At 60.8% G+C, this 10397-nt stretch carries 11 protein-coding genes, 1 tRNA gene and 1 pseudogene; 6 read left to right on the forward strand and 7 right to left on the reverse strand.

What is annotated here, in order from left to right:
* Window positions 1–383: 383 nt before the first annotated feature.
* A complete protein-coding gene (locus tag ACR9Y2_RS38570) occupies window positions 384–632 on the reverse strand; it encodes a hypothetical protein (RefSeq protein WP_435047253.1) in 249 nt (82 codons plus the stop codon).
* A 155-nt stretch (window positions 633–787) separates the two neighbouring features.
* Here ACR9Y2_RS38570 and ACR9Y2_RS38575 point away from each other — a divergent pair, with 155 nt between their 5' ends.
* Genes ACR9Y2_RS38575 through ACR9Y2_RS38595 form a run of 5 tightly spaced genes read left to right on the forward strand, consistent with a single transcriptional unit; the run spans window position 788 to window position 3723 of the window.
* Window positions 788–1186 (forward strand): hypothetical protein, encoded by a 399-nt coding sequence (locus tag ACR9Y2_RS38575; RefSeq protein WP_435047254.1) that lies wholly within the window; start codon window positions 788–790, stop codon window positions 1184–1186.
* The gene (locus ACR9Y2_RS38580; RefSeq protein WP_435047255.1) at window positions 1186–1611 is read left to right on the forward strand and encodes a DCC1-like thiol-disulfide oxidoreductase family protein; all 426 of its coding nucleotides are present in this window, start codon (window positions 1186–1188) and stop codon (window positions 1609–1611) included. Before ACR9Y2_RS38575 ends, ACR9Y2_RS38580 begins: the two co-directional genes overlap by 1 nt.
* Window positions 1590–2279: a TetR family transcriptional regulator gene (locus ACR9Y2_RS38585; RefSeq protein ID WP_435047256.1), complete on the forward strand. Its 690-nt coding sequence runs from the start codon at window positions 1590–1592 to the stop codon at window positions 2277–2279. Before ACR9Y2_RS38580 ends, ACR9Y2_RS38585 begins: the two co-directional genes overlap by 22 nt.
* 8 nt (window positions 2280–2287) lie before the next feature.
* Window positions 2288–2773 carry an SRPBCC family protein gene (locus ACR9Y2_RS38590; protein ID WP_435047257.1) on the forward strand — a complete coding sequence of 162 codons (486 nt, stop codon included), beginning with the start codon at window positions 2288–2290 and terminating at the stop codon, window positions 2771–2773.
* Window positions 2770–3723 (forward strand): TIGR01777 family oxidoreductase, encoded by a 954-nt coding sequence (locus ACR9Y2_RS38595; protein ID WP_435047258.1) that lies wholly within the window; start codon window positions 2770–2772, stop codon window positions 3721–3723. Before ACR9Y2_RS38590 ends, ACR9Y2_RS38595 begins: the two co-directional genes overlap by 4 nt.
* 242 nt (window positions 3724–3965) lie before the next feature.
* Here ACR9Y2_RS38595 and ACR9Y2_RS38600 read toward each other — a convergent pair.
* Window positions 3966–4217 (reverse strand): annotated as a pseudogene (locus ACR9Y2_RS38600) (nucleotidyl transferase AbiEii/AbiGii toxin family protein); the annotation flags it as partial.
* A 578-nt stretch (window positions 4218–4795) separates the two neighbouring features.
* Between ACR9Y2_RS38600 and ACR9Y2_RS38605 the strand changes: the two are divergent.
* Complete coding sequence (locus ACR9Y2_RS38605; protein ID WP_435047259.1) at window positions 4796–5368, forward strand: hypothetical protein; 573 nt, start codon at window positions 4796–4798, stop codon at window positions 5366–5368.
* Between the two features lie 988 nt (window positions 5369–6356).
* Here the strand turns inward: ACR9Y2_RS38605 and ACR9Y2_RS38610 are convergent.
* The 5 genes from ACR9Y2_RS38610 to ACR9Y2_RS38630 form a co-directional block, all read right to left on the reverse strand.
* Window positions 6357–6764: a hypothetical protein gene (locus tag ACR9Y2_RS38610; RefSeq protein WP_435047260.1), complete on the reverse strand. Its 408-nt coding sequence runs from the start codon at window positions 6762–6764 to the stop codon at window positions 6357–6359.
* A 102-nt stretch (window positions 6765–6866) separates the two neighbouring features.
* Window positions 6867–7049 (reverse strand): hypothetical protein, encoded by a 183-nt coding sequence (locus ACR9Y2_RS38615; RefSeq protein ID WP_435047261.1) that lies wholly within the window; start codon window positions 7047–7049, stop codon window positions 6867–6869.
* 488 nt (window positions 7050–7537) lie between these two features.
* A tRNA-Ser gene (locus tag ACR9Y2_RS38620) sits at window positions 7538–7627 on the reverse strand.
* A 134-nt stretch (window positions 7628–7761) separates the two neighbouring features.
* Window positions 7762–9129: a sigma-54-dependent transcriptional regulator gene (locus tag ACR9Y2_RS38625; protein WP_435047262.1), complete on the reverse strand. Its 1368-nt coding sequence runs from the start codon at window positions 9127–9129 to the stop codon at window positions 7762–7764.
* A complete protein-coding gene (locus ACR9Y2_RS38630; protein ID WP_435047263.1) occupies window positions 9126–10220 on the reverse strand; it encodes a two-component system sensor histidine kinase NtrB in 1095 nt (364 codons plus the stop codon). Before ACR9Y2_RS38630 ends, ACR9Y2_RS38625 begins: the two co-directional genes overlap by 4 nt.
* Between the last annotated feature and the right edge of the window lie 177 nt (window positions 10221–10397).

The following is a 10397-nucleotide window of genomic DNA, read 5'->3' on the forward strand; positions in this document are numbered from 1 at the left end:
AATGCCATGCGGGTCCTTTCGTCCCTGATCATACAGCGCCGGCGATGAGGGGGATTCCGCCGGGAGCCGGAGCGTCGAACGTCGTACTCCGACGCCCATCCGTCAACCTGACCAAAGCGCGAGATGCCTGGATGAGATTGCTCCGTCCTATGATCGCGAGCAGGCCCCTCCGCTCGCTTTCCCACTAAAACTGCAGAGCAGTCTGTACAAGAGGAACGGCAAAGTGCTTGCTGTTTAGTGCCACCTGTTCAAGTGGCGGCGAAGGCATCGACTGAGAAACTGGTCTCGGTCACAATGCGCCAGATGTCCTAGAAGTGCCGCGCTATCGGGCTTGGCTGAGCGCGCAACGTGTATTTGGGCATCTGCTGGCAGACTGCCCGGAGTTATTCGATCACGATCATCTCGGTGCTGTAGACGTAGACCGTGTAGGAGTCCAACTCGCGCTCGACCTTGCCTTCACCGTACTCGAACCTGCTCATGTCCACAGAGAAGTTGCGCCGCTGCTCGGGACCAGTCACCAGGGCGTTTCCGCGGACAGCCTCCAGGCTCTTGCCCAGGCTGCGGTATTTGGCCTCCTCGATCAGGTTGAACTTCAGCGAGTGGCGGCCCCGCGGCTTCGCAGAACGATCCACATCCCACCGAGCGGCGCCGGATCGCCGTGCGCAGAATACTGCAGCTGATGCAGTTTTGAACGTGTTCATATTTCTCTTGACTCGAGCGAGCGTGAGGAGTACCTTTTAATTTGAACGCGTTCAACATTTGTGCTGTCTACGAAAAGAGGGAGCGAATGTACATTGTCGTTTGTTACGTCACCTATCTGGCTATTAGCCTTGCCGTGACGGTCTGGGTGGCCCGGACGCTGCGGCGGAATGGCGGTAGTTTCCTGATCGATGCTTTCCACGGCAACCGCGAGTTGGCCGATTCCGTGAACCATTTGCTGGTTGTTGGGTTCTATCTCATCAACGTGGGTTACGTTGCACTGGCTCTGCGCACGAGTGTCCAAGTGGCGGATGCGAGGGCTGCGATGGAGCTCGTGTGCGAGAAACTCGGCCTGGTGCTGATCGTGCTGGGCGCCATGCACTTTCTCAATATCTACGTCTTTAGCCGGCTGAGACGGCGAGGGCAGGCCGAGCTGCGGCCGCCGATGCCGCCCGACGCCCGGATACCCATTCCTTCGGAGTCGTGATGCCGCCTGTCACAAGCATCACGATCCTCTACGACGCGGCCTGCGGTCTCTGCACGTTTGCGAAGGATTGGATCAGAGGGCAAGTTCCCCTGGTTGGACTTAGGTTCGTGGCGGCCGGATCCGCGGAAGCGCAGCGTGCGTTCCCGCAGCTCCCGCCGGGCGAGCTGTCGGTGGTGGCGGATACCGGTGAAGTGTGGTTAGGAGATCACGGCTGGATCGTTTGTCTTTGGGCGTTGAGAGACTACCGCGATCTTGCTTTCCGGTTGACCAGCCCGGCGCTATTGCTGATGGCCCGGGAGGCTTTTGCCGCCGTTTCCGGAAACCGTCTCGCGCTCTCCAGCCTGCTGCGTCTCAGAAGCGAGCGGGACTTTGAGCAACAGCTCAGGAAGGTGGCGGCTCCGCGATGCCAGACCGGGTCGAAGTAAAAACCGCGCCGAAGAGCGAGGAGACGCGCCAGCGGATTCTGAGCGCCGCCCTGAAGCTGTTCCATGACCGCGGGTTCGAGGCGGCCACGATGCGAGACATAGCGGACGAGGCGGGCGTAGCCACCGGCGCTGCGTACTACTACTTCCCGTCCAAGGACGCGATCGTCATGGAGTTTTACCGGCGTTCCTCGGACGAAATGCAGCGCAAGATCGAAGCGGCCCTGGATGGCGTCAGCGGACTGGAGGATCGTTTACTGGCACTGATTCGAGTGAAGTGGGCTCACTTTGCGCCTCACAGACGAATCATGCGCGCGCTGCTGCGAAACGGCGCCGATCCCGGATATCCGCTGTCGCCCTTTAGCGCGCAGACCAGGGAGATCCGGGCCATCGACATCGACTGGTTTCGCCGCATCGTGATCGATTGCGGCCTGCGGATCCCGAAGGACCTCGAACCGCACTTGCCCGACGTTCTCTGGTTCTTTCAGATGGGCGCCATCTACTTCTGGGTCATCGATGAGTCACCCAACCAGGAGAACAGCTATCGGCTTCTCGCGATCGCGGCCAGGAGCATTGCCTTGCTGATTCGAGTTTCAGCACTGCCTCTGATGCGGCCCGTACGCAAAGCCGCGCTGGAGATAGTCCAGATCGTGAAGGGCACTGAGGTATAGGTGCGGTTATGGTCACGCTGAGAGAACTTACTGTCATCCGGGCGCCCATTGCACGCTGCTTCGACCTAGCGCGCAGCGTCGAGGCACACCTCACCGGAAATGTTCATTGGGGTGAAGCGGCCGTGGCCGAGGGCGGCATCCATTCCGGGCTGGTCGACCTTGGACAACGTGTCACCTGGCGCGCGAAGCATTTTGCCGTCTGGCAGCGGCTCACGAGCGAGATCACCGCGATGGATGGGCCCGTGTACTTTCAGGACACGATGGTCGAAGGCCCCTTTCAGTCCATGCAGCACGATCATATTTTCCGTGCGACCTCTCCGGACATAACGGAGATGGAGGACATATTTCGCTTTGCCGCCCCGCTGCCGGTCATCGGGCGCGTGGCCGAGATCCTGGTGCTTCGCAGGTACATGCGGCGCCTGCTGCGCGAGAGAAATGCCGTTTTGAAGGAACTCGCGGAATCCGGCGCCTGGGAAAGGCTGCTGCCTGCATGAGAATCGTCATACCGGGCGGCAGCGGCCAGGTTGGCCGGATGCTGGCCCATCATTTCCACGCGCGCGGGCACATCGTCACGGTGTTGAGCCGGAATCCTGGTCCAGCTCCGTGGCGCGTTCGCGCGTGGGACGGCGTCACCCCTGGCGACTGGATAGCCGACCTCGAACAGAGCGATGTGTGCGTCAACCTCGCCGGAAGGAGCGTAAACTGCCGATACACCGCTCGCAATCGACTTGATATTTATGAGTCGCGGATCCTCAGCACCCGGTTGTTGAATCAGATCGTCTCTTCTCTGACCGAGCCGCCCCGGCTGTGGATCAACGCGAGCACTGCGACCATTTACCGGCACGCCCTGGATCGCGCGATGACGGAAGCAGACGGCGAGTTGGGCGGTAACGAGCCGGGCGCTCCCGATACGTGGAACTTTTCGATTCAAGTTGCGAAAGGATGGGAAGAGGCGTTCTTCTCGACGCCGACTCCGCTCACGCGCAAGATCGCTATCCGCAGCGCCCTGACTCTCAGCCCGGACCGCGGAGGAGTGTTCGATACTCTGCTGGGCCTGGTCCGCCATGGTGTGGGCGGCAGACACGGCGCGGGGACGCAGTTTGTTTCCTGGATTCACGAAGCAGACTTCGTCCGGGCGATCGAGTTCCTGATCGCACGCGAAGAGTTGAGCGGCGTTGTGAACGTCTCCTCTCCGGGACCGCTCCCTAATTCTGATTTCCTGCGAGCCTTGCGCGCGGCGTGGGGCGCCCGGTTTGCCTTGCCCAATCCGCAGTGGCTGATTGAGGTTGGCACTTTCCTGATGCGCACGGAATCGGAGCTCGTCCTCAAAAGCCGCCGTGTTGTGCCGGGCCGCCTGCTGGCCGCCGGGTTTCCGTTCGCTTTTCCCGAGTGGCCCTCGGCAGCCCGAGAGCTGGTTGCCCGCTGGCGCCGGAATTCCGGATGACACGCGCGGCGTGCTGGGCCACGGGCGTCCATCTGTCTTGCGGCAATGCCTGAGTGGGGCTTGCAGTGCGTGGACGTTCTGGGTGTGCGCCGTCCTGTCGGCGAAGGTGGCGATGCCACGGTTCGTGACTCCAGGCTCTTGCCCAGGGTGCGATATTTGGACTCCTCGATCAGCTTGAACTTCAGCTCGTAGCGGCCCCACCACGGCTGCTGGTGAGGGGCAAGCACCTGAGGCTTCGACTCGAAGGCCTCGTCGAAGACGACAAAGCGCGCGGAGGCAAAGCGCTGTTTGACCGCCCTGAAGATCCGACGCTTCGTGTCGTCAAGGTCCGCGAAATCCTTGTCGATTGAGAAGTCCAGGTCGAGCGATGTCCGCGGACTGAGTCCATAGACCAGGCTCAGCGCATTTCCGCCCTTGAGCACGAGTTGCTCAAAGAGCTCGTCATCGGAGAACAGGGCGACAATCGTTAGCCTTCGGACCTGGGCAAAATCCATGGATCATCGACCTCAGGAAGCGTAAGTGTTGCGCTTAGCAATGCCGCCAAACGAGAGTGGCGCCGGGGTGACGATGAAATGAGGATCGAATTCCCGATGACTCCGGTGTCGTTGAGCGCACGAGCGCTCCAGGAAGCGCCCTGGCTGGTCGAGCCATGGAGCGAGTATTTCACTACAGGCGCGAAATTCAAAATGCGTAAACAGCGCCGATGCACCCAGGACGAGACGGCCGGCCGTCTGGATGATGTTATCGCCTGCAGCTGAACGTTCAGAAAACTGCGTTGGATAATGCTCTTATTGACTCGCACTGCCATTGGAGCTATGCTCCATTTCAGTGGATTTTCGTGAGAACTATCATGCGAAGCAATGTAGTACCAGTTAAATTGATGCTCTGTTTGGGTGCTGGTTGTCTGCTCTGGAGCCAGTCGGTCAATCCACCACAGACGGGATGCCTGTCAGTTTCGATGCAAGAGTGGGACTCCGCCAGGGGTCTTGAAAAGGCTTTAGTCGAGAGTCGATGTGCCAGCCAGGTAACCGCGTATGCACTTCGTGCGATGTGCAGAATGCCAGACGGATCCATGAAGAACTGTGGAGGTGTTTCCGTTGATTTTTGGCCTTCTATTGGAATGGAGAACCTCGTCCCGAAGAGTCGCGTGGACGAAACCGGCGGCATTCGGCAAGGCAAGTCCCATATGACCTCGATTGGCATTCCACGCGACGAATCAGCCGCGCTCATAGCTTCAGCTCCGGTTTTGAGCGTCATTGCATATGTCTTCGAGGACCTGCGTTCCGTCGGTGACCCCGAGGCGATCGACGAGATACTAAAAAAGCGCGTGGCCAGTCTCAGCGAGTTGAACCGTTGGAAAGCCATCGTGAGCGCTGAACTCGACAAAGCTAAGGCTCACGGTGTAGATCAAATCGATGTCAGTTCGCTGAAGGGGCGGGGCCACGTTGACGACTATCGGCCTGGGGCCGCTCGCCTTGCAGCACAGATGGTTGAGAAGGAGGTGTTTTCTTTGATCAAGGCAGTTCGGGCGACAGATGGACAAAGGGACCTAGCAGATCGCGAGAGCTTGGAGGCGTGCCTACGTTTCCTGCAGTTGCGTATCCAGAATGGTTCGGGGCATGTACCGAGGGAGATCCGACAATGAGGATTCCACAGCATCAGAAATGGCTGGCCACTCTGGCGTTGCTGCTCTTATCGATATCGGCCTGTTCGGGACAGACACTATGCAGTGAGTTTTTGGTCGATGAAACCAGTTCACCGACCTTCTCGTGTAATTTACCTTGGACTTCTCTGACGGAGACAAAGAAGTACAAAGTGAGCAGGATTGTCCAGTACTCAACTTCGTGCCCATCACACATCTCTGACAGGACGGACATTGAAATTCCGGCGACTGGAACATGCGGCGGCGGTGGAAGTGTTGCCGGCCCAGATTGCCCACCTCTTTTCTATTCTCGGGTCGATCTCCAAGGCACGGGATCTGACTACGACCAGTACACCCAGGTATTTACGGCCATAGGCCAGAATCGACTATACACGCTTCTACTCTTCTGTATTACGACTAGTGAAGCCACCCAATCGTGGTCACGGGCAGCATGGAATTGCAAACAGTTGTACCCAGGAGAGGAGTGTCCTCCAGCACCTGAGGCCCTGTTGGGCAGCATCGTCGGCCTATCGGAGCCGTGGCGCCCGCGAACCAACAATGCATCTGCGTCCAGTCCGAAATCACGACGGAGCATCGAGCGTGGCAAATCTGGTCCCTCGTGTGGTGCGAGACCCGCCAGCGCGTTGAACGCGGATGTAAACGGCGGAGCGGGTCAGACGTTGCTTGCACCTTGGGGCTTGACCTACTGAGTGATTGGGCCAGAACGGACGAGAAGTCGGGCGAGGAAGGCGGGCCTGGTGGATCACGGTGTGGATTCCCCGCGGTGGTCTATGCCACATCGAGGGATACCCACAATCCGCCAAGGAGGAACGGCGGAAACCGGCGGGAACTGAGGCAGGACATTGACCGCGATGGAGGATACCCTCCGTCGCCGTGAGCAATGTCTCGAACGAAGAAGAACATCATCAGGTCATCGCGTTGGGGCGGCTCGACTGGCCAAGCGCTGCACGTTCCTTAGCCGGCCAAGCGCCTATGCCAAGGCGAGCGCTTCCAGGCGCCGGAGCACGATGTCGATTCGCGCCTGACTCGCCGCGTCCGGAAGGAGATAGCCAGGCAATGCGTCGAGGAATCCGGGTGTCTTCAGTAGGCCAGTGATCTCGCCGCGCAAGTATGCGCGGAGGTCAGCGACACCCGCCTGCACCTCCGCGACCAGTTCTGCACGACCATCCACGACCGAGATGAGGTCCTCCAGATCGTGGCTTCCGAAGAAGTCACCCTGGCCACGGCCCTTGAACGCTTCGAGCTTCGTGGCAAGAAAATCCGGACCTGTGACAATGCGGATCTCGAGGTCGACCGTAAGCCGTTCAATGACCGAGAATTCCATCGCAGCCCGATACCAGCGGTTGGAGAACCCAAGAATATTCGCGTCAAGGGGCATCACATCGAGCGTCGTGTCGTGTTGGACCCATCTGCACAGCGGCGCCCCTTCCCGGGCGTCTTCGTGGAATTGCAGCGCTCGCAGCCGCTCGCCGAACGCTTCCTATTCCGCATACGATGTGATCCCGGCGATCGCACCCACATCGAATGTGCTTCGCGGTCCGGCCGCGGCCTCGTCCGTAATCAGAAGGCCCGTGACGGTCCCGCCAACAAACACGAGTTCCCCCAGCAGCGGGCGCAGGAGCCGTGCAGCGACAACTAACTGCTCACGATTTGAGTCGTTCATTTGCTTCCCTGAAGCGCCTGCCCAGTTCCGTCTCGACCGCCTTCCGCTCACGGGCGCGGCCGTCCCGCAAGGCGTCGGCGAGGGCCAGATACTCGTAGAAACAGGAGTCGCGCAGAGCGGCGATAGGGGCCGTCTTGTACAGCGGCTCAAAGGCGATGCCCCGCTGCTTGCCCTCCGCGTACGGCCAGACGCATCCCCTGGCTGGACTTCACCCTCGCGCAATTAGAGAGAAGCGGCGTTTCCTTTAATACCGCCACCTGCAATTAAAGGACGCCGGCGGTCGAACGTTCGGGCGATCCGTCGCGTGGGGTGTACGGGGTTAGGTGGCGCGGGCAGCCCGCTGATCGGGCTATCGGATTATTCGGGATGTCGTGATGAAGTAGGAGGAGAGCCACTGCTGGCAGTTTGGACAAACCTGTGGCCGACAGTAGAGTTTGTTTGGAGAAGCTAACGGCCGGAGCCAGTTCCTGTCGCGAACGCCTTGGAACTGGCGGTGAGGGTGGGATTCGAACCCACGGAACCCTTACGAGTTCAACGGTTTTCGAGACCGCCCGATTCAACCACTCTCGCACCTCACCACACACTAGACTAGCTGAATCCAGGGGGGTTCCGCAACGATGGGGGCCTCGATTGGGGCGAGAAGGCGATCGGGGGATCGCCTGCGGACCTGGGGGTCCGCCCTCCTACACAGGTCTGATTAGCTGAAGGACCGCTAGTCCTTCTTTAATCCGAACTTCTCCATACGGTAGATCAGGACTTTGCGGCTGATGTCCAGGTAGTCCGCCGCCTTGGTCTGATTCCAGTTGCACTTCTGGAGGGCCCGCAAAACCAGTTCCTTCTCTACCGCTTCCAGGCTGATGCCTTGCGGGGGGAGTTCGAGTTGGATCGCTTCCAGGGGGTCGCGCTGGCGGCGGAGGTCTTCCGGCAGGTCTCCGATCGTGATTTCAGGACCGGGGGAGAGGACTACCAGACGTTCGACTACGTTCTCCAATTCGCGGACGTTGCCGGGCCAGCGGTAGGCGGAGAAGTGGGGGAGCAGGGCCTGGGGCAGGATGAGATCGGGGCGCTCCAGACGCTGTTTGAACTTGTGGAAGAACATGGCGACGAGTTCGGGGACGTCGTCGGGGCGCTCGCGGAGGGGCGGGAGTTCCAGGGGGATGACGGCGAGGCGGTAGTAGAGGTCTTCGCGGAAGGTGCCGTTTTCGACCATGGCCTGGAGGTTGCGGTGCGTGGCGGCGATGATGCGGACATCGACCTTCACGGGTTGGTTGGCGCCGATTTTCTCGATCTCGCGCTCCTGGATGAGGCGCAGCAGTTTCACCTGAAGCTCCAGCGGCATTTCCCCGATTTCGTCGAGGAAGAGGGTCCCCTGGTCGGCCATCTCGATTTTGCCTTGTTTGGCGGCGATGGCTCCGGTGAAGGAGCCGCGGGTGTGGCCGAAGAGTTCGGATTCGAGGAGTTCCCTGGGGATGGCGCCGCAGTTGATGACGATCATGGGGCGGTCGCGGCGCGGGCTGTTGAAGTGGATCGCCTTGGCGAGGAGTTCCTTACCGGTGCCGGTCTCGCCACGGACGAGGACAGTGGAGGCGCTTTGGGCGGCGCGGGCGGCGTTCTCGAGGGTGGAGAGCAGCGCCTTGGAGCGGCCGATGATGCTTTCGAAGCCGAATTTACGGTCGATGGCGGTGCGCAGGGACTGAACTTCGCGGCGGAGTTGGTGGTGTTCGAGCGCGCGGGCGAGGATGATGCGGAGTGCGTCGGAATTGACGGGTTTGATGATGTAGTCGAAGGCGCCCTGCTTCATGGCTTCGACGGCGGATTCGATGGTGCCGAAGGCGGTGACGACGATGACGATGATCTCGGGGAAGTCCTGGCGGATGCGCTTAAGCAGGTCGAGGCCGGACATGCCGGGCATGCGGAGGTCGGTCAGGACGAGGTCCTGAGGGTGGCGCTGTAGGAAGGCGAGGGCTTCGTCGCCATCGGCGGCGGTGGCTGCTTCATAGCCGGCCTGCTGCAGGCGGAGCTGGGTGACGCGGCGCAGGCTCTCTTCATCATCGACGATCAGGATGCGTTTGCCGGTCACAGCTGCACGGCCTGTTTCTGCGGGAACGAAAGGGTAAACATCAGTCCTCTATCAGCATTGCGGGCGACAGCCACTTTGCCGCCGTGTTGGGAGACGATCTGGTGGACGACGGACAGGCCGAGGCCGGTGCCGGTGTCCTTGGTGGTGAAGAAGGGATCGAAGATGCGGTCGAGCAGTTCCTCGGAGACGCCTTCGCCCTGATCCTTGACCCGGATTTCGAGGCTCTCCGCGCTGGACTCGACATCGACGCGCACTTCCCCGCCCCGCGGCATGGCCTGGGTGGCGTTCAGGATGAGGTTGAGGAGGACCTGGGCCAACTGTTCCTCGTCGCAGACCAGGCGCGGCGGTCCGCCATGAAACTCCTTGGCAAACCGGATGCCGCTCCTGGCGGAATGGGCGACGAGGTCGAGGACTTTGTCGAGGACTCCGGCGACGTTGACTTCGCGCCATTCCGGACGGCGGGGGCGGGCGAAGTCGAGGAGGCTGGAGAGCAGGCGATTGAGGCGGGCGCATTCCTTGCGGATGATGCCGAGGGTTTCCTGGCGAACCTCTTCGGGCTCGCCGCCTACCAGGAGGACCTCGGCGGCACCGTCGATGCTGGCGAGGGGGTTGCGGATTTCGTGGGCCAGGCCGGCGGCGAGTTGACCGATGGCGGAGAGGCGGTCGGCGCGTTTCACCTGTTCGAAAGTGCTTTGGAGCTCCTGGTAAACGTGGCTGAGTTGTTGAGCCGTTTGTTGGAGTTGCAGGCGGCGATGGCGTTCTTTGTCGGAGAGGATGCCGGTGACGGCGCCGACGGCGAAGAACATGATGATCTCGACGTATTGCTCGAGCTCATAGTGGCGCATGCCGGTCCAGGCGGTCATGATGTGCGGGAGGTAAGCGAGTCCGGCGGTGGCGGCGGCGGCGAGCCCGCCGATCCAGCCGAAAGTGATGGCCGCGAAGACAACCGGCAGGTAGTAAGCGCGCTGGAAGAAGCCGTGCCACATCAACTGACTGGGCGGGGTGAAGTAGTGGCCGGCGCTGATGGCGGCAATGGCGGCCGCGACCAGGGCTATGGCGACCCAATTGGTTTTCTGGCGTTCTGGCTCCACAGGGGTCCCGATGTAGGGAGTGTAACGTAGATGGGCGCGCCGGGCGGGCCTTCGGGGGTGCCTCATTTTGGACAATCGTCGTCTGAAAGTCTCCAAACCGAGTGGCGGCGACGGGCCTGGTCGCAGGTCAAAGCATTGACCCGGAAAGAGATAGACAACTCCGAGAGGATGGGCACA

Origin of the sequence: Paludibaculum fermentans (assembly GCF_051172195.1) — a bacterium.
GTDB classification, from domain to species: domain Bacteria; phylum Acidobacteriota; class Terriglobia; order Bryobacterales; family Bryobacteraceae; genus Paludibaculum; species Paludibaculum fermentans_A.